The sequence below is a fragment of the Burkholderia sp. E168m22 genome, assembly GCF_001319805.1.
GTDB classification, from domain to species: Bacteria; Pseudomonadota; Gammaproteobacteria; order Burkholderiales; family Burkholderiaceae; genus Burkholderia; species Burkholderia orbicola.
Genome location: NZ_BBSK01000101.1, coordinates 44,425 through 69,330 on the forward strand (window position 1 = coordinate 44,425; position 24,906 = coordinate 69,330).

General features: G+C 66.2%; 24 protein-coding genes. 11 read left to right on the forward strand and 13 right to left on the reverse strand.

Annotation, left to right across the window (positions count from 1 at the left end; all coding sequences use genetic code 11):
* Positions 1-7 precede the first annotated feature (7 nt).
* The 3 genes from AP428_RS22765 to AP428_RS22775 form a co-directional block, all read right to left on the reverse strand.
* Complete coding sequence (locus AP428_RS22765) at positions 8-454, reverse strand: GatB/YqeY domain-containing protein (RefSeq protein WP_006479409.1); 447 nt, start codon at positions 452-454, stop codon at positions 8-10.
* Positions 455-648: 194 nt separating this feature from the next.
* A complete protein-coding gene (gene rpsU, locus AP428_RS22770) occupies positions 649-861 on the reverse strand; it encodes a 30S ribosomal protein S21 (RefSeq protein WP_006479415.1) in 213 nt (70 codons plus the stop codon).
* A gap of 104 nt (positions 862-965) precedes the next feature.
* On the reverse strand, positions 966-2,186 hold the full coding sequence (locus AP428_RS22775; protein ID WP_006479417.1) for an NAD(P)/FAD-dependent oxidoreductase: 1,221 nt from the start codon (positions 2,184-2,186) through the stop codon (positions 966-968).
* 130 nt (positions 2,187-2,316) lie between these two features.
* Here AP428_RS22775 and tsaD point away from each other — a divergent pair, with 130 nt between their 5' ends.
* On the forward strand, positions 2,317-3,357 hold the full coding sequence (gene tsaD / locus AP428_RS22780) for a tRNA (adenosine(37)-N6)-threonylcarbamoyltransferase complex transferase subunit TsaD (protein WP_011548147.1): 1,041 nt from the start codon (positions 2,317-2,319) through the stop codon (positions 3,355-3,357).
* Positions 3,358-3,451: 94 nt separating this feature from the next.
* Here tsaD and folE2 read toward each other — a convergent pair whose 3' ends face one another.
* From folE2 to AP428_RS22800, 4 genes are all read right to left on the reverse strand, one after another.
* Entirely contained in the window at positions 3,452-4,261 is an 810-nt protein-coding gene (folE2, locus tag AP428_RS22785; RefSeq protein WP_011548148.1) for a GTP cyclohydrolase FolE2, read from the reverse strand.
* A gap of 154 nt (positions 4,262-4,415) precedes the next feature.
* Positions 4,416-6,320: a 1-deoxy-D-xylulose-5-phosphate synthase gene (gene dxs, locus AP428_RS22790; RefSeq protein WP_012338492.1), complete on the reverse strand. Its 1,905-nt coding sequence runs from the start codon at positions 6,318-6,320 to the stop codon at positions 4,416-4,418.
* Between the two features lie 81 nt (positions 6,321-6,401).
* Positions 6,402-7,286, reverse strand: coding sequence for a polyprenyl synthetase family protein (locus tag AP428_RS22795; protein ID WP_011548150.1), 885 nt, complete (start codon positions 7,284-7,286; stop codon positions 6,402-6,404).
* Complete coding sequence (locus AP428_RS22800; RefSeq protein WP_006479428.1) at positions 7,283-7,576, reverse strand: exodeoxyribonuclease VII small subunit; 294 nt, start codon at positions 7,574-7,576, stop codon at positions 7,283-7,285. The genes AP428_RS22795 and AP428_RS22800 overlap by 4 nt, the downstream gene beginning before the upstream one ends.
* Positions 7,577-7,845: 269 nt before the next feature.
* On the opposite strand from AP428_RS22800, the gene AP428_RS22805 reads away from it, so the two are divergent.
* Positions 7,846-8,952, forward strand: coding sequence for an aromatic ring-hydroxylating dioxygenase subunit alpha (locus AP428_RS22805; RefSeq protein ID WP_011548151.1), 1,107 nt, complete (start codon positions 7,846-7,848; stop codon positions 8,950-8,952).
* Between the two features lie 117 nt (positions 8,953-9,069).
* Complete coding sequence (locus AP428_RS22810; RefSeq protein WP_011548152.1) at positions 9,070-9,939, forward strand: sulfurtransferase; 870 nt, start codon at positions 9,070-9,072, stop codon at positions 9,937-9,939.
* Between the two features lie 84 nt (positions 9,940-10,023).
* On the opposite strand, the gene AP428_RS22815 is transcribed toward AP428_RS22810, so the two are convergent.
* The 3 genes from AP428_RS22815 to polA all read right to left on the reverse strand — a co-directional run bounded on the left by AP428_RS22815 (position 10,024) and on the right by polA (position 15,636).
* A complete protein-coding gene (locus AP428_RS22815; RefSeq protein ID WP_011548153.1) occupies positions 10,024-10,899 on the reverse strand; it encodes a dienelactone hydrolase family protein in 876 nt (291 codons plus the stop codon).
* A 371-nt stretch (positions 10,900-11,270) separates the two neighbouring features.
* Complete coding sequence (locus tag AP428_RS22820; RefSeq protein ID WP_011548154.1) at positions 11,271-12,605, reverse strand: NAD(P)/FAD-dependent oxidoreductase; 1,335 nt, start codon at positions 12,603-12,605, stop codon at positions 11,271-11,273.
* A gap of 277 nt (positions 12,606-12,882) precedes the next feature.
* Entirely contained in the window at positions 12,883-15,636 is a 2,754-nt protein-coding gene (gene polA, locus AP428_RS22825; protein ID WP_011548155.1) for a DNA polymerase I, read from the reverse strand.
* Position 15,637: 1 nt separating this feature from the next.
* Here polA and AP428_RS22830 point away from each other — a divergent pair, with 1 nt between their 5' ends.
* On the forward strand, positions 15,638-16,396 hold the full coding sequence (locus AP428_RS22830) for a TIGR00730 family Rossman fold protein (RefSeq protein WP_006479437.1): 759 nt from the start codon (positions 15,638-15,640) through the stop codon (positions 16,394-16,396).
* A gap of 381 nt (positions 16,397-16,777) precedes the next feature.
* A complete protein-coding gene (locus AP428_RS22835) occupies positions 16,778-17,065 on the forward strand; it encodes a hypothetical protein (RefSeq protein ID WP_012338493.1) in 288 nt (95 codons plus the stop codon).
* Positions 17,066-17,187: 122 nt separating this feature from the next.
* Here the strand turns inward: AP428_RS22835 and AP428_RS22840 are convergent, their stop codons facing one another.
* On the reverse strand, positions 17,188-18,714 hold the full coding sequence (locus tag AP428_RS22840) for an AMP nucleosidase (RefSeq protein ID WP_011548157.1): 1,527 nt from the start codon (positions 18,712-18,714) through the stop codon (positions 17,188-17,190).
* A gap of 129 nt (positions 18,715-18,843) precedes the next feature.
* Here AP428_RS22840 and AP428_RS22845 point away from each other — a divergent pair, with 129 nt between their 5' ends.
* From AP428_RS22845 to AP428_RS22865, 5 genes are all read left to right on the forward strand, one after another.
* Positions 18,844-19,239 (forward strand): hypothetical protein, encoded by a 396-nt coding sequence (locus AP428_RS22845; RefSeq protein WP_006479446.1) that lies wholly within the window; start codon positions 18,844-18,846, stop codon positions 19,237-19,239.
* A 99-nt stretch (positions 19,240-19,338) separates the two neighbouring features.
* On the forward strand, positions 19,339-20,337 hold the full coding sequence (locus AP428_RS22850) for a homoserine kinase (RefSeq protein ID WP_011548158.1): 999 nt from the start codon (positions 19,339-19,341) through the stop codon (positions 20,335-20,337).
* Positions 20,328-21,137, forward strand: a complete 810-nt coding sequence (locus tag AP428_RS22855) for a BPSS1780 family membrane protein (protein ID WP_006479448.1) — start codon at positions 20,328-20,330, stop codon at positions 21,135-21,137. Before AP428_RS22850 ends, AP428_RS22855 begins: the two co-directional genes overlap by 10 nt.
* Before the next feature lie 188 nt (positions 21,138-21,325).
* A complete protein-coding gene (locus AP428_RS22860; protein WP_006479449.1) occupies positions 21,326-21,778 on the forward strand; it encodes a MarR family winged helix-turn-helix transcriptional regulator in 453 nt (150 codons plus the stop codon).
* Between the two features lie 156 nt (positions 21,779-21,934).
* Entirely contained in the window at positions 21,935-22,354 is a 420-nt protein-coding gene (locus tag AP428_RS22865) for an organic hydroperoxide resistance protein (protein ID WP_006479451.1), read from the forward strand.
* Between the two features lie 115 nt (positions 22,355-22,469).
* On the opposite strand, the gene AP428_RS35690 is transcribed toward AP428_RS22865, so the two are convergent.
* Both AP428_RS35690 and AP428_RS22870 read right to left on the reverse strand, forming a co-directional pair.
* Positions 22,470-22,646: a DUF3563 family protein gene (locus tag AP428_RS35690; RefSeq protein ID WP_011548159.1), complete on the reverse strand. Its 177-nt coding sequence runs from the start codon at positions 22,644-22,646 to the stop codon at positions 22,470-22,472.
* Positions 22,647-22,726: 80 nt separating this feature from the next.
* Complete coding sequence (locus AP428_RS22870) at positions 22,727-23,824, reverse strand: PHB depolymerase family esterase (protein WP_011548160.1); 1,098 nt, start codon at positions 23,822-23,824, stop codon at positions 22,727-22,729.
* A gap of 258 nt (positions 23,825-24,082) precedes the next feature.
* On the opposite strand from AP428_RS22870, the gene AP428_RS22875 reads away from it, so the two are divergent.
* Positions 24,083-24,781: a phosphatase PAP2 family protein gene (locus AP428_RS22875; RefSeq protein WP_011548161.1), complete on the forward strand. Its 699-nt coding sequence runs from the start codon at positions 24,083-24,085 to the stop codon at positions 24,779-24,781.
* Positions 24,782-24,906: the final 125 nt, after the last annotated feature.

Here is a 24,906-nt window from a genome sequence, read left to right on the forward strand (position 1 = left end):
CGGGTTTTTACTTCGTGAGCGCGGCCTTGACTTGCGCGGAAACGGCCGTCATGTCGGCACGGCCGGCGAGCTTGCCCTTCAGCACGCCCATCACCTTGCCCATGTCCTGCGGGCCGGCCGCGCCGGTTTGCGCGACGGCCGCCTGCACCTCGGCCGCCACTTCGGCGTCCGACAGTTGCGCGGGCATGTAGCCGCCCAGCACGGTCAGCTCGGCTTGCTCCTTCGCGACCAGATCGTCGCGACCGGCGGCCTGGAACTGGCTGATCGAATCCTTGCGCTGCTTGATCATCTTGTCGATCACGGCCGTGATGCCCGCGTCGTCGAGCGTGACCCGATCGTCGACTTCGCGCTGCTTGATCGCGGCCATCAGCAGGCGAATCGTTGCCAGGCGCTCGCTTTCCTTCGCGCGCATCGCGGCCTTCATGTCTTCGCTGATCTGCTCTTTCAAACTCATCTTTCACCCGGGATGGAAACGTGAATCCGACGCCCGCGAATGGGCGTCAACACAAAAACCCGCTTGGGACAGTGTCTCAAGCGGGTTGCTCGAATCCGGCATCGGCGACTCGCCGCCTGATCGGCTGCGCGATCGCATTCGATCGCACGGAGTCCCCGGTGCGCCGCTCAGCGAACCGCGCGGCGCCCAATCGTTCAGTACAGCTTCTTCGGCAGCGTCTGGCTGCGAATCCGCTTGTAATGACGCTTCACCGCAGCGGCCTTCTTACGCTTGCGTTCTGCGGTCGGCTTCTCGTAAAACTCGCGCGCACGAAGCTCGGTCAGCAGACCGTTCTTCTCGATCGTGCGCTTGAAGCGACGCATTGCAACTTCGAACGGCTCGTTCTCTTTAACGCGAATGATCGTCATGATCCGACACGAATAAAGGTTTGCAAGGAAAGATTACTGAGTATAGCAGAGCGATTGTTCAAAGGCACGGACCCCAACCCGCCGGAACGGCGCCGGCCGGCGCGTCAGGCGCCTCGCGCATACTCGGCCGCGGCCTGCCCGGCCGCCGTGCCGGACGCCCATGCCCACTGGAAGTTGTAGCCGCCGAGCCAGCCCGTCACGTCCACCGCCTCGCCGACGAAGAACAGCCCCGGCACGCGCGCGCTCATCATCGTCGCCGACGACAGCTCGCGCGTATCGACCCCGCCCTTCGTCACCTCGGCCTTCTTGTAGCCTTCGGTGCCGTTCGGCGTCAGCGTCCAGCCGGACAGCGCGTCACCGATCTGGCGCAGCGTCTTGTCGGGCAGATCCGCGAGCCGCGCGTCGGCCGCGACGCGATGCGTGTCGAGCCACGCATGCGCGAGGCGCGACGGCACCCAGTCGGCGAGCAGTGAGCCGATCTGGCGCTTCGACGTGCGTTTCGCGTCGAGCAGATCGGCCACCGTGTCGCGCTGCGGCAGCAGGTCGACGCGGATCGGGTCGCCGGGCTGCCAGTAGCTCGAGATCTGCAGGATGCCTGGACCGGACAGCCCGCGATGGGTCAGCAGCAGGTCCTCGACGAATTCGCCGCCGCGCTTCTTGTCGCCGGTCGATACGCGCACCTCGAGCGATACGCCGGACAGCGGCGCGAACGGCGCCCAGTCCTGCGGCGCGAACGTCAGCGGCACGAGCGCGGGCCGCGTATCGACGAGCTTGTGGCCGAACTGCTTCGCGAGCCGGTAGCCGAAATCGGTCGCACCGATCTTCGGAATCGACAGCCCGCCGGTCGCGACGATCAATGCGCGCGCCCCGATCGGGCCGGCCTGCTGCGTGTCGAGCGTGAAGCCGTCGGACGGCGCATGGCGCACCGCGTCGACGACGACGGGCCGGCGCCACGCGATGCCGCCCGCGTCGCACTCGTGCTTCAGCACGTCGATGATCGCGTCGCTGCCGTGGTCGCAAAAGAGCTGGCCCTTGTGCTTTTCGTGCCAGGTCACGTGATGGCGCTTGAGCAGTCCGAGAAAGTCGCGCGGCGTATAGCGCGCGAGCGCCGAGCGCGCGAAATGCGGATTCGACGACAGGTAGTTGTCGGGCCCGGCGTACAGGTTCGTGAAGTTGCAGCGGCCGCCGCCCGAGATGCGGATTTTCTCGGCGAGCCGCGGTGCGTGATCGATCAGCACGACGCGGCGGCCGAGCTGGCCGGCGACCGCGGCGCTCATCATGCCGGCGGCGCCCGCGCCGATCACGGCGATGTCATAAGTTTCCATGGCGCGGATTGTACCCGCCCGGCCTCGGGCTCGGGCCGCCCGCAGGGGCCGTGAGCCCCCGCCTGCTATAATTTCGGGTTACGTTGACCTACCTGCGGCGCGCCCGAAACGGCGTGCCCCGCCCGCACCCATGCTCGTTCTCGGCATCGAAAGCTCCTGCGACGAAACCGGCCTCGCGCTCTACGACACGCAGCGCGGCCTGCTCGCGCACGCGCTCCATTCGCAGATCGCGATGCATCGCGACTACGGCGGCGTCGTACCCGAGCTCGCATCGCGCGACCATATCCGCCGCGCGCTGCCGCTGCTCGAGGAAGTGATGGCGCAAAGCGGCACGCGCCGCGACGACATCGACGCGATCGCGTTCACGCAGGGCCCCGGCCTCGCCGGCGCGCTGCTGGTCGGCGCGAGCATCGCGAATGCACTCGCGCTCGCGTGGAACAAGCCGACCGTCGGCATCCATCACCTCGAAGGCCACCTGCTGTCGCCGTTGCTGGTCGACGAGCCGCCGCCGTTCCCGTTCGTCGCGCTGCTGGTTTCCGGCGGCCACACGCAACTGATGCGCGTGACCGACGTCGGCGTGTACGAGACGCTCGGCGAAACGCTCGACGACGCGGCCGGCGAAGCGTTCGACAAGACGGCGAAACTGATCGGCCTCGGTTACCCGGGCGGCCCCGAAGTATCGAAGCTGGCCGAAACGGGCACGCCGGGCGCGGTCGTGCTGCCGCGCCCGATGCTGCATTCGGGCGATCTCGACTTCAGCTTCAGCGGCCTGAAGACGGCCGTGCTTACGCAGATGAAGAAATTCGAGGCGGCGAAGCTCGACGGCGAAGCCCTCGAACGCGCGAAGGCCGACCTGGCACGCGGCTTCGTCGATGCGGCCGTCGACGTACTCGTCGCGAAGTCGCTCGCAGCGCTGAAGAAGACGAAGCTCAAGCGCCTCGTGGTCGCGGGCGGCGTCGGCGCGAACCGCCAGTTGCGCGCGGCACTGTCGGCGGCCGCGGCCAAGCGCGGCTTCGACGTGCACTACCCCGATCTCGCGCTCTGCACCGACAACGGCGCGATGATCGCCCTCGCGGGCGCGCTGCGGCTCGGCCGCTGGCCGGAACAGGCGAATGCCGACTACGCGTTCACGGTGAAGCCGCGCTGGGATCTCGCGTCGCTCGCGGGCTGAATCGCGCCGCACGACACTGCCCGCCGGAAAACGAAAAAGCCGCTCGTTCGAGCGGCTTTTCTCATTGGCAGGACAAAATGCCGCAGTCGCGGCGTTATGCAGCCTGCCGCTTGTCGCGTTCGATCAACGCATACGCGCTGTGATTGTGGATCGATTCGAAGTTCTCGGCTTCGAGCACGTAAGCAACCACCCGCTCGTCCGCATCAAGACGTTGTGCGACGTCGCGCACCAGATCCTCGACGAACTTCGGGTTCTCGTATGCGCGCTCGGTGACGAACTTCTCGTCCGGACGCTTCAACAGCCCCCACAGTTCGCACGACGCCTCTTCTTCCGCGATGCGGATCAGCGCCTCGACCGGCAGATCGGCGGCCAGCTCGGCATCGATCGTCACGTGCGAGCGCTGGTTGTGCGCGCCGTACTGCGAGATCTTCTTCGAGCACGGGCACAGGCTCGTCACCGGCACGAGCACCTTCAGGAACAGGCGCGTGTCGCCGTTGCGGCTTTCGCCGGCGAGCGTCACTTCATAGTCGAGCAGGCTCTGCACGCCGGACACCGGCGCGGTCTTGTTCACGAAATACGGGAACGTGACTTCGATGCGGCCGGCCTCGGCTTCGAGCTTCACGAGCATCGACGCGAGCATCGCGCGGAAGCGCTCGACCGTCAGCGGCGCGCGGTTCTCCTCGAGCAGCGCGACGAAGCGCGACATGTGCGTGCCCTTCTGATCGGCCGGCAGACGGACGTCGAGATTCCAGACACCGACGGTCGGTTGCACGTCGCCGCTTTCGGTACACACCGTCAACGGATGCCGGACCGCCTTCACGCCCACGCGCTGAATCGGGATCTGACGGGTATCCACCGTGCTCTGCACGTCGGGCATCACGAAGGCGGGATTCATCTGGTTCATCTTGTTCAATCCTTGTAAGCCGCGCGTTCGACGACGCGCACGCCGCATCATGCGGCAGCCGGAAAAGCAACATGGGCCCGCAGGCCCATGTTTTCCGCATCAATGAAGACCGGTTGCGCCAGTCGCACCGACGCCGCCCGCAGGCGGCGCCAGCTTATGCGACGCGCTTCGCGTGGCCGGCGACATCGGCCGCCGGGCTCAGGAAGCGTTCGCGAATCGACTTCGCGATGCCCGCGCCGTCGAGGCCGCATTGCGCCAGCAGCTTCGCGTGGTCGCCGTGGTCGACGAACTGGTCAGGGAGGCCCAATTGTAGTACGGGTCGGATAACCCCACTCTCCATCAGGGCTTCCACGCAGGCCGAGCCCGCGCCACCCATCACGCAGCCTTCCTCGACCGTGACGAGGTAGTCGTGCGTTTCGGCCAGCTCGCGCACGAGCGCCGCATCGACCGGCTTCACGAAGCGCATGTTCGCGACCGTTGCATCGAGTTCCTCGGCAGCGGCGAGCGACGGTGCAACCATCGTGCCGAACGCGAGGATCGCGACGCGCTTGCCTTCCGGCTGCGACGTGCGGCGACGCACTTCACCCTTGCCGAGCGGGATCTCGGTGAATTCCTTCACCGTCGCCACGCCCGTGCCCGCGCCGCGCGGATAACGCACCGCAGTCGGGTTCGGCTGCTGCAGCGCCGTGTGCAGCATCTGGCGGCATTCGTTCTCGTCGGACGCGGCCATGATCGTCATGTTCGGGATGCAGCGCATGAACGCGAGATCGTATGCGCCCGCATGCGTCGCGCCGTCCGCGCCGACGAGGCCCGCGCGATCGATCGCGAACACGACCGGCAGGTTCTGCAGCGCGACGTCGTGGATCAACTGGTCGTACGCACGTTGCAGGAACGTCGAGTAGATCGCGACGACGGGCTTCAGCCCCTCGGTCGCGAGACCGCCCGCGAACGTCACCGCGTGCTGCTCGGCGATGCCCACGTCGTAGTAGCGATCCTTGAAGCGCTTCTCGAACTCGACCATGCCCGAACCTTCGCGCATCGCGGGCGTGATGCCGACCACGCGCGTATCGCGCTCGGCTTCGTCGCACAGCCACTCGCCGAACACCTGCGTGTAAGTCTTCTTCGCGGGCGTCGTCGACGGCTTGATGCCTTCGGCCGGGTTGAACTTGCCGGGGCCGTGATAGAGCACCGGATCGGCTTCGGCGAGCTTGTAGCCCTGGCCTTTCTTCGTCACCACGTGCAGGAACTGCGGGCCGCGCAGTTCGCGGATGTTCTGCAGCGTCGGGATCAGCGAATCGAGATCGTGACCATCGATCGGGCCGATGTAGTTGAAGCCGAACTCCTCGAACAGCGTGGCCGGCACGACCATGCCCTTCGCATGCTCCTCGAGCTTGCGCGCGAGTTCGAGCACCGGCGGCGCCACGCTCAGCACGCGCTCGACGCCCGCGCGCGCAGCCGCATAGAAGCGGCCCGACATCAGGCGGGCGAGATGGCGATTCAGCGCGCCGACCGGCGGCGAGATCGACATGTCGTTGTCGTTGAGGATCACGAGCAGCTTCGCATCTTCCGACACGCCCGCGTTGTTCATCGCCTCGAACGCCATGCCGGCCGTCATCGCGCCGTCGCCGATCACCGCGATCGAGAAGCGGTCGTCGCCGTTCAGCTGGCTGCCGATCGCCATGCCGAGCGCCGCCGAGATCGACGTGCTCGAGTGCGCGGTGCCGAACGTGTCGTATTCCGACTCGCTGCGGCGCGGGAAGCCCGAGATGCCGTCGTACTGACGCAGCGAATGCATCTGGTCGCGGCGGCCCGTCAGGATCTTGTGGGGGTAGGTCTGGTGACCCACGTCCCAGACGATGCGATCGTTCGGCGTGTTGAACACGTAGTGCAACGCGATCGTCAGCTCGACCGTCCCGAGGTTGGACGACAAATGGCCGCCCGTCTTCGACACGCTGTCGAGCACGAACGCGCGCAGTTCATCCGCGAGCGGTTGCAGTTGGCGACGATCGAGGCGGCGCAAATCCGCCGGGTCGTCGATGGTTTTCAGCAAGTCGTACATCGTCGTTCCATTGTAGGAAATCAAACGCGCCCGCATTCTTTTGCACGCACCGTAGCGTGTGCGCGGCGGCGGGCTTTCGCGTCAGCTGACCCGGTTCACTACCAGGTCGGCAAGTTCGGCCAGACGCTGTGCGCGTGCGCCGAACGGTTTCAGCGCGTCGTGCGCTTCGGCGCGCAGCTGCGCTGCCAGCTCGCGCGACGCCTCGAGACCGAGGATCGATACATAGGTCGGCTTGTCGTTCGCCGCGTCCTTGCCGGCCGTCTTGCCGAGCGTCGCCGAATCGGTCGTGACGTCGAGAATGTCGTCGACGACCTGGAAGGCCAGACCCACGGCCCCCGCGTAAACATCCAGCGCGGCCATCGTTTCCGCCGACGGCGTCTCGCCGGCCAGCGCGCCCATCCGCACGGCCGCGCGCAGCAATGCGCCCGTCTTCATCCGGTGCATCGTTTCGAGCTGTTCGCGCGTCAGCTTCAGGCCGACGCTCGCCAGGTCGATCGCCTGCCCGCCAGCCATGCCGATCGAGCCGCTCGCCAGCGCCAGCTCGCGCACGAGCGCCGCCTGCTGCACCGGCGACAGCGCCTCGGCATCGGTCAACGCCACGAACGCCTGCGACTGCAGCGCGTCACCGACCAGCAGCGCCGTCGGTTCGTCGTACTGCACGTGCACGGTCGGCTTGCCGCGACGCAGCGCGTCGTCGTCCATGCACGGCATGTCGTCGTGCACGAGCGAGTAGACGTGGATCATCTCCAGCGCCGCCGCCGCGGCGTTGCGTGCCGCCTCCGTCGCACCGGTCAGCTCGCCTGCCGCATGGCACAGCAGCGGGCGAACGCGCTTGCCGCCACCGAGGACCGCGTAGCGCATCGCCTCGTGAAGTTTCGCGGGCATCGCGGTTTCAGCCGGCAGATAGTGGCCGAGTGCGTCCTCGACACGGTCAAGCACGGACCGCATCCATTGTTCGAATGTCATAGATCGTCGTCTTCGCCGTCCGTGGCGGCCGTTCCGGACGAAAGCGGCTTCAGCGTCGCGCCGTCGAGCACGCGAACCTGCTGCTCCACTTTCTCGAGCTGCTGTTGGCAAAACGCAACGAGGGTCGCACCGCGGCGATACGCCGCCAGTGAATCCTCGAGGCTCAACGCGCCGCCTTCCATCCGGGCAACCAGCGTCTCGAGTTCCGCGAGCGCCATCTCGTAATTGTCCGGCAACGGTTCGGTGCCATTGCCGGGCGGCGTGGCGCCTGGGGATGCGGTTTTCGCCATGGACGAGGTGTCAAATTTCAAAACAAGTCGGACATTCTACGGCAAAAGAGAATTTTCCGACCTGCCGTCTTGGGCGCCCGCGCACAATTCCGGCCCCATCTCCAGCGCACAGTGTGCGCCTTTCGAGGGCAGCCCGACAAAAAATTGACACAAATCAGGCACTTAATCCTAGCCTTGCGAGGCGAACCGGGTATAATTCTCCGTTTCCCTAAATCGATTTTTCGATGGTTGGGTTGTTCACTGCTTTCACGCTAACACCGGGAGTGGGAATGTCCAATCTGAGCGATGCGCTTCAGTTGAAGTCGGCCCACAGCCAGCTTCCAGTCACTGCATATTTCGATGAGGCGCTACTCGAGCGCGAGATCGAAACCCTCTTCAAGAAAGGACCTCGTTACGTCGGGCACGAGTTGATGGTGCCCGAGGCGGGGGATTATTTCGCGCTGCCGTCCGAGCAGGAAGGCCGCGTGCTGGTCCGTAACCAGACGAACCAGATCGAGCTGCTGTCGAACGTGTGCCGCCACCGGCAGGCGATCATGCTCAACGGGCGCGGCCGCACGCAGAACATCGTGTGCCCGCTGCACCGCTGGACGTACGACCTCGAAGGCGAGCTGCTCGGCGCACCGCACTTCCCCGACAAACCGTGCCTGAACCTCGGCAAGAGCCCGCTGCAGAACTGGCAGGGGCTGCTGTTCGAGGCCGAGGGCCGCAACGTCGCGCGCGACCTCGCCAACCTCGGTACGAAGCATCACTTCGACTTCTCCGAGTACCAGTTCGATCACGTCGAAGTGCACGAGTGCGATTACAACTGGAAGACGTTCATCGAGGTCTACCTCGAGGATTATCACGTCGTCCCGTTCCACCCGGGCCTCGGCAGCTTCGTGTCGTGCGACGATCTCAAATGGGAGTTCGGCGACTGGTACAGCGTGCAGACGGTCGGCGTGCACAACGCCCTCGCGAAGCCGGGCAGCGCGACTTACCAGAAATGGCACGAGCAGGTGCTGAAATTCCGCAACGGCGTGCCGCCGGAGTTCGGCGCGATCTGGATGGTCTACTACCCGGGCCTGATGATCGAGTGGTATCCGCACGTGCTGGTCGTGTCGTGGCTGATCCCGCGCGGGCCGCAGAAGACGACCAACATCGTCGAGTTCTATTACCCCGAGGAAATCGCGCTGTTCGAGCGCGAATTCGTCGAGGCCGAGCGCGCCGCCTATATGGAAACGGCCGTCGAGGACGACGAGATCGCGATGCGGATGGACGCAGGCCGCCGTGCGCTGATGGCGCGCGGCGAGTCGCAGGTCGGCCCGTATCAGAGCCCGATGGAAGACGGGATGCAGCACTTCCACGAGTTCCTGCGCCGCCACCTCGGCGACCTCTGACGGCGGATGCGGCGCTTTGACGCCGCCCGGCCTCCGGCAAACGAAAAGACGGGCTTCGGCCCGTCTTTTTTTGTTTAGACTTGGAGTGTCAGGCCATTTGCACTCGAGGGAGCCGTCATGCCACACACTCATTACACCACGCTCATTTCCGCCGCCAATCTCGCCGAGCGCCTGGCCGCGGCGCCCGGCAGCGTGGCATTGTTCGACTGCCGCTTCGATCTCGCCGATCCCGGCGCCGGCGAAGCCGCGTACGCGGCCGGCCACCTCCCCGGCGCGCAATATCTTCATCTCGACCGCGACCTGTCGGGCCGCAAGACGGGCACCAACGGCCGCCATCCGCTACCGACCCGCGACGCGCTCGCGACGCTGCTCGCCAGCCGCGGCCTCAAGCAGGGCCAGCAGGTCGTCGCGTACGACGCGCAAGGCGGCGCCTATGCGGCACGCCTGTGGTGGCTGTTGCGCTGGCTCGGTCACGATTCGGTTGCGGTGCTCGACGGCGGCCTGCAGGCCTGGGAAGCGGCCGGCCAGCCGCTGACGACCGACGTGCCGCAACCGGTCGCCGGCGACTTCCGCTCGGCCACGCCGCTCGAATCGACGGTCGATGCAGCGGCCGTGCTCGCGAACGTGTCGTCGCCTGCGCGCGTCGTGATCGATGCACGCGCACCGGACCGCTATCGCGGCGAGAATGAAACGATCGATCGGGTGGGCGGCCACATTCCCGGTGCGCGCAACCGCTTCTTCAAGGACAACCTGGCTGCCGACGGCCGCTTCAAGACCGGCCATGAATTGCGCGAGGCATTCGCCACCGTGCTGGCCGGCACCGAGCCGAATCGCGTGATCCTGCAATGCGGCTCCGGCGTCACCGCCTGCCACAACGCGCTGGCGCTGGAAGTGGCGGGCCTGCACGGCGCGTCGCTGTACCCCGGCTCGTGGAGCGAATGGAGCGCCGATCCGTCGCGACCGATCGCGACCGGCCCGAATCCTTGAGCACCCGCGCGGCGCGACGACGATGAAACGGCGGCCGACGCCGCGGCGGCCGGTGCCACTGCGGTAGTTGCCGCCGCCCGTCGTTTACATCACGCCGTACTTGTGGAACCACTCGATCGCGCGCTTCCAGCCGTCCTCGGCATCGCCTTTCACGTAACTCGGCCGGTAGTCGGCAAAGAACGCGTGGCCGGCATCCGGATACACGACGATTTCCGATTCGCGCGCGAGCTTCGAATCGCTCGTCTGGATCGCCTTGCGCATGTCCGCGAGCGACGCCTGCGTGATGTTCTGATCCTTCTCGCCGTACAGCCCGAGCACGGGCACCTTCAACGACGATGCATGATCGACCGGGTTGAACGGCGTCATCTCGTCGGTCTTGCCTTCGACGAACCCGTACCACGCCACGGCGGCCCGCACGTGCGGATTGTGCTCCGCATACAGCCACGCCTGGCGACCGCCCCAGCAGAACCCGGTCACGCCGAGGCGCGTCAGGTCGCCGCCATTCTTGCCGGCCCAGGCCACGGTCGCATCGAGATCCTCGGTGACCTGGCGGTCCGGCACCTTGCTGATGATGTGGTCGTACAGTTCCTTCATCGTCGGATACTTCGCCGCGTTGCCCTGCCGGGCGAACAGGTCGGGCGCGATCGCGAGATAGCCGAGCTTCGCGAAGCGCCGGCAGACATCCGCGATATGCGCGTGCACGCCGAAGATCTCGTGAATCACGATGACGACCGGCAGGTTCGTCTTGTCGACCGGCTGGGCGCGATAAGCCGGCACGCTTGCATCGCCGGAGCGGATCTCGATGGTATCGACGTCCAGCCCGGTGCTGTCGGTCGTGACCGTCTGCGCCGACACGGGCAGCACGGCCGCCGCGAAGGTGCCGCCCAGCGCGGCCTGCATGAACTTGCGGCGCGAGAACGGGACATGGGGGACCAGGCTGTCGACTTCGGGTTTCAACATGAATGCACTCCTCGATTGGGCGCCGCCGTCACGCTCGCGGATACGGCATGACGGGGCATCGCACCGGCGGGCGGTGCGGATGTCGCGGCGGTTGGCACCCCGCCGCAAGCGAAAACCCGGACAAGATGCCCAATAATCCGTTGTCGCGTCAACTGTCAGATGTGTAAGACTCGATTACGACGCGTGGCGGCGATCGAATCGATCATCGCGCGACAGCGCGCGGGCCGCCCCTGCCGAATCACCGTGCGGTGGCGCGTATCGAGAATCGTCGCGCGACCGAATCGTTGCGAACCGAAAAGAAAAACGGGCGGCGAACACGCACGACATGCGCATTCCCCGCCCGCGCCACACGCGAGTATGCAAGTACGCGATCAGTGCAGCTTGACGCGCGGCAGCGTCGTGCGCCGCAGCCAGTGCGCGACCGTGTCGAGCATCATCCGCGGATAACCGTGCAGCGCCGCGATGTGCAGCCGGTACAGCGACATGTACATGAAGCGCGCGAACAACCCTTCGATCAGCATGTTGCCGCCGATCAGCCCGCCCATCAGGTTGCCGACCGCGCTGAAGTGGCCGAGCGACACGAGCGAACCGAAATCGCGATACGTGAACTCGGGCAGCGGGCGCCCTTCGAGCCGGCAGCTGATCGCTTTCAGCAGGAAACTCGCCTGCTGATGCGCCGCCTGTGCGCGCGGCGGCACGTTGCGTTCGTTGCCCGGCCATGCGCAGGCCGCGCAATCGCCGAGTGCGAACACGTTGTCGTCGGTGAAGGTCTGCAGCGTGCGACGCACGTCGAGCTGACCGAGCTTGTTGACCTGGAGGCCGTCGAGATGCGAGAGCACGGACGGCGCCTTGATGCCGGCCGCCCAGACCGTCAGGTCGGCGCGCACTGCCTTGCCGCTCGCGGTATGCACGAACCCGGGCGCCACCTCGGTCACACGTTCGTTGAGCATCAACCGCACGCCGAGCTTCTCGAGCAGTTCGGCCGTCGCCGCCGACACGCGCTCCTGCAGTGCCGGCAGTATCCGCGGCCCTGATTCGATCAGCACGATGCCGACGTCATGGCGGGGATCGAGCTTGTGCAGCCCGTACACGGACAGCACCTGCGCGGTATTGCGCAGTTCCGCGGACAACTCGACGCCCGTCGCGCCGCCGCCGACGATCACGACCTGGATGCGCGGCTCGGCCGACTCGCCCGGCGCACTCGGCGCCGGCGCCTGGTGCTCCGCGCGCATGCATGCCGCGATCAAGCGCTTGCGGAAGCGTTCGGCCTCCCCGACCGTATCGAGCGCGATCGCGTTTTCCGGTGCGCCCTGCACGCCGAAGAAGTGCGTCGTGCTGCCGATCGCGATCACGAGCGTGTCGTATTCCAGCTCGCGCGCCGGCAGCAGCTCCGCGCCGTCGCTGTCGTTGAGGGGCGACAGCGTGACGCGCTTCGCCGCACGGTCGAGCCCGGTCAGCTCGCCCTGCTGGAACTCGAAGCCGTGCCAGCGCGCCTGCGCCGCATATTCGAGCTCCTGCGTGAACGGGTCCATGCTGCCGGCCGCGACCTCGTGCAGCAACGGTTTCCAGATGTGCGTCGGATTGCGGTCGACGAGCGTGACGAGCGCACGCGCGGGACGATTGCCGCGCGCGCCGTAACGGTCGCCGAGCCGCGTCGCCAGTTCCAGGCCGCCGGCACCTCCGCCTACGATGATGATCCGATGCATCTGATTCCCCCTTTGCGATTCGAAACTGCTGCCGCCGGATGAAGCAAACGCGATGCACCCGCGCTGCCCGGTGGATTAACCGGTTCGGACATCATCGATGTGCAGTTCGAAGCACTTCGATGTGGCCGATCCGGAACGCGGGGTGCGCGCCCCGCGTCAATGACATGACTGACATGCATTGTCCGGGAGCTTGCGCGTTGACCACAAGCAAACCATCTCGATATTCAGCATCCCTGCAACAATATGCCGCGGGAACGGGGAACTGGCCGGGGGTGCGTCAGTGTGCCTCTTCCCAGTTCGCGCCGGCACCCACTTCGGCGACCAGCGGCACCTTCAGCTTCGCGACGCCGCACATCATTTCCGGCAGTTTCTCGCGCACGAGCGATAGCTCGCCTTCGGGCACCTCGAGCACCAGTTCATCGTGCACCTGCATGATCATTCGCGATGCGAGCTGGTCGCGCGTGAGCCAGCCGTCCACCGCGATCATCGACAGCTTGATCAGGTCGGCCGCCGTGCCCTGCATCGGTGCATTGATGGCCGCACGCTCGGCCGCCTGGCGGCGCGGGCCGTTACCGCCGTTGATCTCTGGCAGCCAGAGACGGCGGCCGAAAACGGTTTCGACGTAGCCCTTCTCCTTCGCCGTCGCGCGCGTATCTTCCATGTACTGCGCGACGCCCGGATAGCGGGCGAAATAGCGGTCGATATAGAGCTTCGCCGCGTCGCGCGTGATGCCGAGATTCGATGCGAGCCCGAATGCGCTCATCCCGTAGATGAGCCCGAAGTTGATTACCTTCGCGATCCGGCGCTGGTCGGAATTGACCTCCAGCGGCGTCACGCCGAACACCTCGGCGGCAGTCGCGCGGTGGATGTCCTCGCCCTGCGAGAACGCGCGCAGCAGCGACGCGTCGCCCGAGATGTGCGCCATGATCCGCAGTTCGATCTGCGAATAGTCGGCCGACACGATCCGGTGGCCCGGCGACGCGATGAACGCCTCGCGGATGCGCCGCCCTTCGGCCGTGCGCACCGGAATGTTCTGAAGATTGGGGTCGTTCGACGCAAGGCGGCCCGTGACCGCGACCGCTTGCGCATAGTTCGTGTGCACGCGGCCGGTGGTGGGGTTCACCATGCGCGGCAGCTTGTCGGTATAGGTCGACTTCAGCTTCGACAACCCGCGATGCTCGAGCAGCAGCTTCGGCAGCGGGTAGTCCTCGGCCAGCTTCTGCAGCACTTCCTCGTCGGTCGACGGCGCGCCGCTCGGCGTCTTCTTCACGACCGGCAACTGCAGCTTCTCGAAGAAGATCTGCCCGATCTGCTTCGGCGAGCCGAGATTGAATTCGCCGCCCGCCAGTTCGTACGCCTCGCCCTCGAGCTCGATCAGGCGCGTCGCAATTTCGGTGCTCTGCGCGTGCAGACGCGCATCGTCGATCAGCACGCCCGTGCGCTCCATCTTGCGCAGCACGAGCGACACCGGCATCTCGATCTCGCGGTACACGCGCTCGAGGCCCGGCTCGCGTGCGACCTGCGGATACAGCGCGTGATGAAGCTGCAGCGTGATGTCGGCATCTTCGGCTGCGTATTCGGCGGCCTGCGCGAGCGCCACTTCGTCGAAACCGATCTGCTTCGCGCCCTTGCCCGCCACGTCCTCGTACTTGATCGTCTTGACGCCCAGATGACGCAGCGCGAGGCTGTCCATGTCGTGTGTGCGGTGCGATTCGACCACGTACGATTCGAGCAGCGTGTCGTGCTCGATGCCGTTCAGCGCGATGTCGTAGTTCGCGAGCACCTGCGCGTCGTACTTCAGGTGCTGGCCGACCTTCTTGCGATCGGCCGATTCGAGCCACGGCTTCAGGCGCGCGAGCACTTCGTCGAGCGGAAGCTGCTCGGGCATGTCGGGGCCGCGGTGCGCGACCGGCAGGTAGGCCGCCTTGCCCGGCTCGACCGAGAACGACAGGCCGACGAGCCGCGCGAGCATCGGATCGAGCGCGGTGGTCTCGGTGTCGAACGCGGTCAGCGCGGCCGCGTCGATCTTCGCGAACCACGCGTCGAACTGTTCCCAAGTCTGGATCGTGTCGTATTCGCGCACGACGTCGGCTGCGATCACCGGGGCCGGCTCGCCTTCCGGCGCATCGGCGCCCCCACCTTCCGCGGGCGCGCTGTCGACTTCGCGCAGCCAGGTCTTGAAGCCGTAGCGCGCGAAGATGTCGCGCAGCAGGTCGCGCGCCTCGCCGTCGCTCTTGAGCGAGGCTTCGATCGATTCGAGATGCGGCGTGAGATCGCACGACGTATCGACGGTCACGAGCTGGCGGCCGAGCGGCAGGAAATCGAGCGCGCGGCGCAGGTTGTCGCCGACCACGCCCTTGATGTCGGCCGCGTGTTCGATCACGCCGTCGAGGGTGTCGTATTGCGTCAGCCATTTCACGGCCGTCTTCGGCCCGCACTTCTCGACGCCCGGCACGTTGTCGACGGTGTCGCCGATCAGCGCGAGATAGTCGATGATGCGCTCGGGCGGCACACCGAACTTCGCGATCACGCCGTCGCGGTCGAGCGTCTCGTTGGTCATCGTGTTGACGAGCGTGACGCGCTCGGTCACGAGCTGCGCGAGATCCTTGTCGCCGGTCGACACGATCACGTTCATCCCGTGCCGTTCGGCTTCGCGCGCGAGCGTGCCGATCACGTCGTCGGCCTCGACGCCCTCGACCATCAGCAGCGGCCAGCCGAGCGCGCGCACGGCGCCGTGGATCGGCTCGACCTGCAAGGCGAGATCGGGCGGCATCGACGGACGGTTTGCCTTATAGTCGGCATAAAGGTCGTCGCGGAACGTCTTGCCCTTTGCATCGAACACGCAAGCGCTATACTCTGCACTGACTTCCTTGCGCATACGGCGCAGCATGTTGATGATTCCGTAGAGCGCTCCGGTCGGCTCCCCGCCAGGGCCACGCAAATCAGGCATCGCATGGTAAGCCCGATACAGATAGCTCGAACCGTCAACCAATAGCAGGGTCTTACCTTCCAGATTTCGTTCTTCAGGCATTATGAACAAGAGAAAAGTGATTCCGAGTCTGCGTTCGCTCGCAGATCAAGAGCGCGCGACGGCCAAGAAGGCGCGCGCATCGTGGCAGATGTTCACGATTATGGCAGAGTTTATCGAGGCGACCGAGTACCTGTCGGAGATCCGCCCGGCTGTCAGCATCTACGGTTCTGCCCGCCTCAAACCCGACACGCCGCACTACAAGCTGGCCGTGCAGATCGCACGCAAGCTGTCGGACGCCGGCTTCGCGGTGATCTCCGGCGGCGGCCCCGGCATCATGGAAGCCGCGAACAAGGGCGCGCACGCCGGCAAGGCGCCGTCGGTCGGCCTGAACATCGAGCTGCCGCACGAGCAGGCCGGCAACCACTACCAGGACATCTCGCTGCGCTTCCGCCACTTCTTCACGCGCAAGGTAACGTTCGTGAAGAACTCGGATGCGGTGATCGTGATGCCGGGCGGCTTCGGCACGCTCGACGAACTGTCCGAAGTACTCACGCTGATCCAGACGAAGAAATCGCGCCTCGTGCCGATCATCCTCGTCGGCAGCGAGTTCTGGCAGGGGCTGCTGCAATGGTTCCGCGATCAACTGATTCCGATGGGCCTGATCAATCCGGAAGACATGGATCTGATGCAGGTGATCGACGATCCCGACCAGGTGCTCGACGCGGTGCTCGCGTTCTACGAGGACAGCGGCGAGGAAGAAGGTTCGGACGAGGACGATCATCCGCCGCGCCCGGAAGAAGACCGGATGTTCTATCTGTAACCGGTCAATGACGACAGCCGGCCGAGCGCCGGCTGTCGTGCTTTTCATGCAACGGACAGTGCGCTTCGGCGACTCGCCGGGCGTGACTTTGTAACGCGCTGTTAATACCTGTTCGCCGCCGTGCGCGGTCGAATGTCAAATGCCCGCAGCCGGCGCTGCGCGATGCGGGGGAATCAGCCGCACCGGCAAGCCGCCAATGTCAAATGGATGGTCCATCGCGCACCTGCGCGCCGCCAATCCTCCGTAATAATCACGACTCGCCTTTTCCGTCCCGCGACAGCACACTACTTCGTGTCGGCGCGGCGTTCCCCCGGTGGAACGGTCCCCCTCGCTTCCATCGCGTCGCGTCGGCCCATTCATCACCACACCACGGAAAAGAACATGCAACGCTCGCTGATCGCCCTCGCTTTCGCCGGCCTCGGCCTTTCGCTGTCCGGCCTCGCTCACGCCGTCAACGTCGACGTCAACATCGGCACGCCCGCGCCGGTCGTCGTCGCCCCCGCGCCCGTCGTGGTCGCCCCCGCGCCGGTGATCGTCGGCTGGCACGGCGACCGCTACTGGGACGGCCGCCGCTACTGGGAACGCCGCGAGTGGGAAGATCGCGAGCGTCATCACGGTCATGGCGGCTATCACTGCCCGCCGGGGCACGCGAAGAAGGGCGAGTGCTGAGTCACTGAGCGCCCGCCGATCGGCCCGCGCACTGACGCATCAAAAACAAGGCCGCACGCGAACGAGAGTTCGCGTGCGGCCTTTGTCGTTGCAGGCGCGGCTGCGCCGCTGCCCAAGCGGTGTTACTGAAATGCCACTTCCGCAAAACTCCGCAGCTTGCGACTATGCAGCTTGTCGAGCCCGTTCGTGCGCAGGATCTCCATCGCCTTCACGCCGATCTGCAGATGCTGGTCGACCTGCCCGCGATAGAACGTGTCGGCCATGCCCGGCAGCTTCAGCTCGCCGTGCAGCGGCTTGTCCGATACGCACAGCAGCGTGCCGTACGGCACCCGGAAGCGGAAGCCGTTCGCGGCGATCGTCGCGCTTTCCATGTCGAGCGCAATCGCACGGCTCTGCGACAGCCGCTGCACCGGCTCGCGATGGTCGCGCAGCTCCCAGTTGCGGTTGTCGACGCTCGCGACCGTGCCCGTGCGCATCACGCGCTTCAGCTCCACGCCCTCCAGCCGCGTGACCTCGGCCACGCCGCGCTCGAGCGCGAGCTGCACTTCGGCCAGCGCCGGGATCGGCACCCACAGCGGCAGGTCGGCGTCGAGCACGTGATCTTCCCGCACGTAACCGTGCGCGAGCACGTAGTCGCCGAGGCGCTGCGTGTTGCGCAGCCCCGCGCAGTGACCGAGCATCACCCACGCGTGCGGGCGCAGCACCGCGATGTGATCGGTGATCGTCTTCGCGTTCGACGGGCCGACGCCGATGTTGACCATCGTGATCCCGCTGCCGTCCGCGCGCTTCAGGTGATACGCGGGCATCTGCGGCAGGCGCGGCGGCGCGGTGCCCTCGGCCGGCTCGCCGCCGAGGTTCGCGTTGTACGTGACGACGTCGCCCGGCTCGACGAACGCGCTGTACTCGCTGCGATACGCGCGCACCTCGGGATCGTCGCTTTCCGTCATCATCGTGCGGCCGAGCTTCACGAACTCGTCGATGTAGAACTGGTAGTTCGTGTAGAGCACGTAGTTCTGGAAGTGCGTGGGCGACGTCGCCGTGTAGTGGCGCAGCCGATGCAGCGAGAAGTCGACGCGCGCGGCCGTGAACAGCGCGAGCGGATGCGGCTCGCCCGGCGCCGGCTCGAACGTGCCGTTGACGATGCGGTCGTCGAGATACGACAGGTCGGGCGTATCGAAGATGTCGCGCATCGCGAGCAGGCGGTCGCGATCGAGCTCGCCCTCGAGATGGATGCCTTCCGGAAACGCGAAATGGATCGGAATCGGCTGCGACGACACGCCGATCTCGATCTTGACATGGTGGTTCTTCGCCAGCAGACGCAGTTGCTCTCGGTAGTAGTTCGCGAAGAGATCGGGGCGCGTGACCGTCGTCTCGAATACGCCGGGGCCCGCGACGAAGCCGTACGAGCGGCGCGAATCGACGTGCGTGTTGACGTCGGTGCGAATCCGCACGAACGGATAGCATGCGCGCACGTGCTCGGTAATCGCTTCGTGGCGGCGATAGCGCGCGAACGCGTCGCGCAGGAAGCCCGTATTCGTGTCGTAAATGGCGGACAACCGCGCGACGGCGGCGATCGGATCGTCGAAAGCCTCGACCGACGGGCTTTCGGGCGACAGCACACGGTGCCGGCGGCTCAAATCGTTCTTCATTTTCATCACCTCGTCTGATCCGACGACATTACCACGGAACCCGGCCGCCTTTATGGCCGCCCCTGCGCACGGAGGGGCCGGATGGCGCGCAGTATTTGCTAAAATCGGTGGGTTCACTGGAGACTCATCATGAAGCCGCTCATTTTCGTCGCCGCTGCCGTCGCGTTTGCCGCCGCCAGCGTCGCTCACGCCGCCGGCGGCACGCCTGACGCCGACGCGCAGGCCCGGGCCGAGGCCAACGAAGCCGCCGGCCTGCCCGATCTCCGCAAGATCAACCGGCCGGGCGCCGAAGTCACGTCGAAAGTGGACTTCGCCGATATCCGCCGCACGCCGAGCTTCCACGAAAAGAGCAAGAACGGCACCGAAGTCACCGAGTACCGCGACCGCGGCAAGCCGGTCGAGATCGACGTGAAGTCGAACTTCGGCACGCGCTACCAGATGAGCTCCACGCCCGACACGTCGCCGAAGCCGCATGACGCGGGCATCCCGATCACGCGCCTGCCGTCGCTGAACCTGCGCTACTGATTCCGTGGCGCGGCGCGCCAACCGCGCCGCGCCGCCCCTTCACCTGCTGTCGCGCTGCACGCCGCCCGCGTGCCGACACCCTGACCTGACGCATCCCGCATGGCCGTTTTCACCGCTGTTTCCGACTCCGATCTCGCGCAATGGATGCGCCACTACGAACTGGGCGACGTGCTTGCGTTCCGCGGCATTCCGTCCGGTATCGAAAACAGCAATTTCTTCCTGACGACGACGCGCGGCGAATACGTCCTCACGATCTTCGAAAAGCTCACCGCGCAGCAGTTGCCGTTCTACCTCGACCTGATGCGCCACCTGGCCGCCCACGGCGTGCCGGTGCCGGACCCGATCCCGCGCGACGACGGCGCGCTGTTCGGCGAGTTGCACGGCAAGCCGGCCGCGATCGTCACGAAGCTCGACGGCGCGGCCGAACTCGCGCCCGGGGTCGAACACTGCATCGAGGTCGGGCAGATGCTCGCGCGCCTGCACCTCGCGGGCCGCGACTATCCGCGCAACCAGCCGAACCTGCGCAGCCTGCCGTGGTGGCAGGAGAACGTGCCGGCAATCGTGCCGTTCATCACGGACGCGCAACGCGCGCTGCTCGAAGGCGAACTCGCGCACCAGGCCGGTTTCTTCGCGTCGGACGACTACGCAGCGCTGCCGGCCGGCCCGTGCCATTGCGACCTGTTCCGCGACAACGTGCTGTTCGCCCATGCGGCGCCCGGCACCGGTCACGACGTGCGGCTCGGCGGCTTCTTCGACTTCTATTTCGCGGGCTGCGACAAGTGGCTGTTCGACGTCGCGGTCACCGTCAACGACTGGTGCGTCGACCTCGCGACCGGCGTGCTCGACGTCGCGCGCGCCGATGCGCTGCTGCGCGCGTACCAGACCGTGCGGCCGTTCACGGCCGAGGAGCGCCGCCATTGGAGCGACATGCTGCGCGCCGGCGCGTACCGCTTCTGGGTGTCGCGCCTGTACGACTTCTACCTGCCGCGCGCGGCCGAGATGCTCAAGCCGCACGACCCCGGCCATTTCGAACGCATCCTGCGTGAGCGTATCGCGCATACGCCCGCGCTTCCCGAGATCCAAACCGCATGCAACTGATCGAAGTGCCCGCGAAAACGGGCTATGTCTGGTTCCGTCAAGGCATCTGGCTGTTCCGCCGGAATCCGCTCGCGTTCATCACGCTGTTCTTCACGTACCTGCTCGCGATCACGCTGGTGTCGATGGTGCCGGTGATCGGCTCCGCGCTGCCGCTGGTGTTCATTCCCGGCATCGCGGTCGGCTTCATGGCCGCGTGCCGCGACACGGTGGCCGGCAAGACCGTGATGCCGACGATCCTGGTCGACGGCTTTCGCTCGTACGGCACCGTCGCGACCCAGCGGCTGCTCGTGCTCGGCGTGATCTACGTCGCGTCGATGGTGCTCGTGTTCGCCGCTTCGTCGTTCGTCGACGGCGGCGCGCTGTTCCACGTGATGATGGGCGCAGCCGACGAAGCAAACACGACGCCCGAGACGCTCGCCGCGCAAGGCACGCTCGGCGCGCTGTTCTTCGCGACGCTGCTCTATCTGCCGGTCGCGATGCTGTTCTGGTTCGCGCCGGTGCTGGTCGCGTGGCATGACGTCCCGCCGGCGAAGGCGCTGTTCTTCAGCGTCGTCAGCTGCTGGCGCAATCGCGGCGCGTTCGCCGTATACGGCGTGCTGTGGTTCGCCGTCGCGCTCGGCACGTCGCTCGCGCTGTCGCTGCTGCTGCAGGCGCTCGGCGCCGGCGCGTACGCGCTGACGATCATGATGCCGGTGACGATCATCATCGTCACGATGCTGTACTGCTCGTTCTACGCGACCTATCGCGGCTGCTTCGGTGTGCAGGAACCGGGCGCGACGACGACGATGTCGGGCCGCTGAATCGTGTCCTGGCCGGCGCCATGCGCCGGCCGTCACGCGGTTTCCGCGCCGGGTCGTCCCCGGCGCGCATCTGATCTTCCCCCCTTTTCCCATATCGACCGCCTCTGGTCGGCCCTGTTCAACCCGATCTTTTGCGCGCAAAATAATTTGCGTACAAATCGTTCGCGCATTGCCGCGCCTCCCGAACCATGGACCGCCTGCCTCCGCTGCCCCAGACGCTCGACGAGCAACTGTGCTTCGCGCTTTATTCGACTTCGCACGCGATGACGAAGGCGTACAAGCCCCTGCTCGACAAGCTGTCGCTGACCTATCCCCAATATCTCGCGATGCTCGTGCTGTGGGAGCGCGACGACATGGCCGTGAAGGACATCGCCGCGCGGCTCGACCTCGACCCGGCCACGGTCACGCCGCTGCTCAAGCGGCTGGAAGCGCTCGGCTACGTGGAGCGCGTACGCAGCGCGGCCGACGAACGCGTCGTCAACGTTCGCGTGACGCCGGAAGGCCGGGCGCTGAAGGATCGCGCGCGCTCGGTGCCCGCCGACCTCTTTTGCGCGATGCAACAGACACCCGAATTCCTGATCAGGCTGCGCGCCGATCTCCAGCAGCTGCGCGATGCGCTGTCGGTGGCCAACGAACGCTGACACGCCCGGCACGAACCGACCTGCCCGGCGCTGCCGGGTTTTTCTTCAAAATTTCATTTGCACACTAATGATTTGTGTTCTATATTTTGTCCATGGCCGGCGACATTCCGTCTGACCGGACCGCTGTTCCCCTCTCTTCCCGACAGGAGCTGCACGATGAACATTCTGTACAAGACCAGCGCCACGAGCACGGGCGGCCGCGACGGCCGCGCGGTATCCGCCGACAACAAGCTGGAAGTGAAACTGGCCGCGCCGCGTGAACTCGGTGGCACGGGCGCGGAAGGCACGAATCCGGAGCAACTGTTCGCCGCAGGTTACTCGGCCTGTTTCCTGAGTGCGATGAAATTCGTCGCGGGCCAGAACAAGCAGACGCTGCCGGCCGATACGCAAGTCACGGCGGAAGTGGGCATCGGCCCGAACGACGCAGGCGGCTTCGGGCTCGACATCGAGCTGCGCGTGTCGCTGCCGGGGCTCGACAAGAACGACGCGCAAGTGCTGGTCGACAAGGCGCACCACGTGTGCCCGTATTCGAACGCCACGCGCAACAACGTGCCGGTGCGCCTGACGGTCGTCTGACGCGGCACAGGTTCAGGGCTCAGGAAATACAAAAAGGGCGCGTGCGGCATGGTGCCGCACGCGCCCTTTTGCGCGATTCATCGAAATGGCGGGCCGGCAGGCCCGCGTGCGCCGCTTAGCGCGCGCCGATCGAATACGGACGGTTCATTGCCGCGTCGCGATCGATCTTGCGCATGCGGAATTCGAGGTCGTAGATGTCGGTGGCTTCGGCCAGATACGCGTCGGCGCGCTCTTTCGCGGCCTTGTCAGCGTTCTTGGTCAGCATCAGGAAGAGGTGGCTCAGCAGGTACATGATCGATCTCGCTATTCAAAGGTTCTGGACTAGGGTTTTCCCGAATTATAGGGAAAACCCTAGGCTTTGACCAGTGTCGATCAGACGATGCGTCGTTCGGTCGCCACAGTGCGGCGATGGGTTTCGAAAAAAGCCCAGATCATCGCGCTGGCGTCGGGGCCGACCGCCGCGTGAAACGGCACGGCTTCGTCGCCGCCGGCCCACGCGTGATCGAGCCCTTTCACGTGGCACAGCCGCACCACCGGCTCGCCGTCGCGGCACACGTCGGTAATCTGTGCGCCCGTTTCGCGCGTCTCGACCCGCTCGCCGCCGCGCAGCGCGCCGCGGCTGTCGGCGAGCCCGTTCAGGCGCATGAACTGCACGGTCAGCTGATCGGCATTCTTCGGCGCGACGACATGATCGCCGTCACCCTGGACGATCAGTGCGGGCATGCCCGGATAGGCGCCGGCATCGACCAGCGCATCGACCGCCACGGCCGGGTTCTGTCTCAAGCCCCGCCGCATCACGTCCATTGCGGTGATGCCGGAATTCGCCTCGCCGAGCGCGGGGCCCGAGTGCAGCGCGACCGCGGCGAAGCGGTCCGGATGGTGCAGTGCAAGAAGCGACGCAAGCCCCGCACCGGCCGACAGCCCCGCGACGTAAACACGCGACGCGTCGAAGCCATGTTCGTCGACCAGCGCGTCGACCAGCGACGCCACCGTGTCCGCCTCGCCGCGCCCCGCGCGATCGGTGTCTTCATACCAGTGCCAGCAACCGTGCGTATGCGCGCGCAGCGACTGTTCCGGATACAGCACCGCGAAACCGTGCTTGTCGGCCAGCAAGTTCATCCGGGTGCCCTGCGCGAATTCGTCGACGGACTGCTGGCAGCCGTGCAGCATCACGACCAGCGGCATCGCGCCACGCCGGCGGCCGGGCGGTATGTAGAGCCCGTAGGCGAGATTCTGGACGAGGCGGCCCAGCGCGGGCGTCATCGGATGTTCGCCCCGCGTCCACTCGCCGGCCGCCCATGCGGCCGCGCGCGGCCGCACACGCGATTCGCGTGGCGGGGACAGATCGGAGGCCGCCGCCTCGAGTGCGTCGCGTGTGATGCGCTGCGCATCGCGCGCCGCGCGCTTGGCGGTCGGGGACAGCATGCGTTTCATGCCGCCCAGCCACACTTTGGTCAGACTTTTGGTCATCGATCGGGCTCGCAGTCAGGAAAAATAGGGGCGCCATGAAAGCGCCACAACGGATGCATCGTTCGACTTTGTGCAATGCACCATAACATTGTTTCCAGGATTTTTCCTGCACGCCGGTCGTTGCCGGCGGCGCAAAAAACGGGCCTCATGCGGACGCGGCGCTATACTGGGGCTTCGCCGCTTGTATCCGTTGTAGTCGTTCTTCCCGGCTCGCGCGTTGATTTAAGCATTCTCCCGCCTTCGTTCGTCCCCTTCCCGATGTTCGACCTGCCTTCTCACCTGTGGATCATGATCACCGCGTTCGGCGGCGCCGGGCTGACCTTGCCGCTCGCGATCACGATTGCCGTCTGGCTCGCGCTCGGCTACTCGTGGCGGCGCGCGGCCGCGTGGCTCGGCGTGCTGGCGGCCGCGATCGGCGTGGTGGCGCTCACGAAGATCGCGTTCCTCGGCTGGGGCATCGGCATTCGCGCGTGGGATTTCACCGGCTTCAGCGGGCATGCGATGCTGTCGACGTCGGTGTATCCGGTCGCGATTTTCCTCGCGCTGATCCGCACGCGCACGCCGGTGCGGATCGCCGGCATCGCGCTCGGGCTGGCGACCGGCGTCGCGGTCGGCGTGTCGCGCGTCGCGCTCGACGCGCATTCGCCGTCCGAGTCGATCACCGGCTGCATCGTCGGTGCGATCGCCGCGCTCGCGTTCATCGCCGGCTCGTGGCGCGCGGTGCCGCACCGCTGGTCGGTGCCGGCGGTCGTCGCGAGCCTCGCGCTCGTCACCGTGGCGCTGCATGGCCTCACGGTGCCGTCGCACCGCTGGGTCACCAAGGTCGCGCTGGAACTGTCGGGCCACGAGCGTCCGTTCGTCCGCGCGCGCTGGAAGGCCAACCCGAACTACCATCCCGCGTCGCAACCGTCGTCGCTGCAGCGCACCGAGTCGGCGCCGCCTACGCTTCACGCGTGACGGGCCGCCCGGCCAGTCCTTTCCACGTCTGACCATTTCCTGCGCACCGTCGCATGCGCAGTATGCCAAGCGTTATAACCCGCCCTATATTACGATTACGGTTTCCACCCGTTCAAAACGAATCC